The sequence below is a fragment of the Weissella cibaria genome (assembly GCF_004521965.1).
In the GTDB taxonomy this organism is placed as follows: Bacteria; Bacillota; Bacilli; order Lactobacillales; family Lactobacillaceae; genus Weissella; species Weissella cibaria_A.
The window spans coordinates 1-338 of the sequence record NZ_SDGK01000035.1 but is presented as its reverse complement, the minus strand read 5'-3'; the positions used below and the strand labels follow the sequence as shown (position 1 = coordinate 338).

General features: G+C 42.9%; 1 protein-coding gene. It reads left to right on the top strand.

All coding sequences use genetic code 11. The features are described 5' to 3' along the window. On the top strand, window positions 1–338 hold a 338-nt coding region (locus EST42_RS05315), incomplete at both ends, for an SSURE domain-containing protein (protein ID WP_209019477.1).

Below are 338 nucleotides of genomic sequence, written 5' to 3'. Positions count from 1 at the left end.
CGGTTGATGTACCAGCTAGTTACCTTGAAAATGCAAACTATCCTGGACCATTTACGGCAGGTGTTAATCAAGTAATCCCATTCGAAGCCTTCGGCGGCGACGGAATGTTGACACGTCTATTGTTAAATTCATCTGATGGTGCTCCATGGTCAGATAATGGAACTGCCAAGAACGCTGCATTGTTACCAGTTGATGGATTAACTAAGGACGCTTACACTTACGAAGTTGATCTAAATGGTGACACAACTAAGTTGAGCGGTGCAAAATTATTGGACTATCTGAAGGCACAAGGAACTAAGTCTTACCAAGCAACAGTTAAGGTATACGACAAGGCAAGT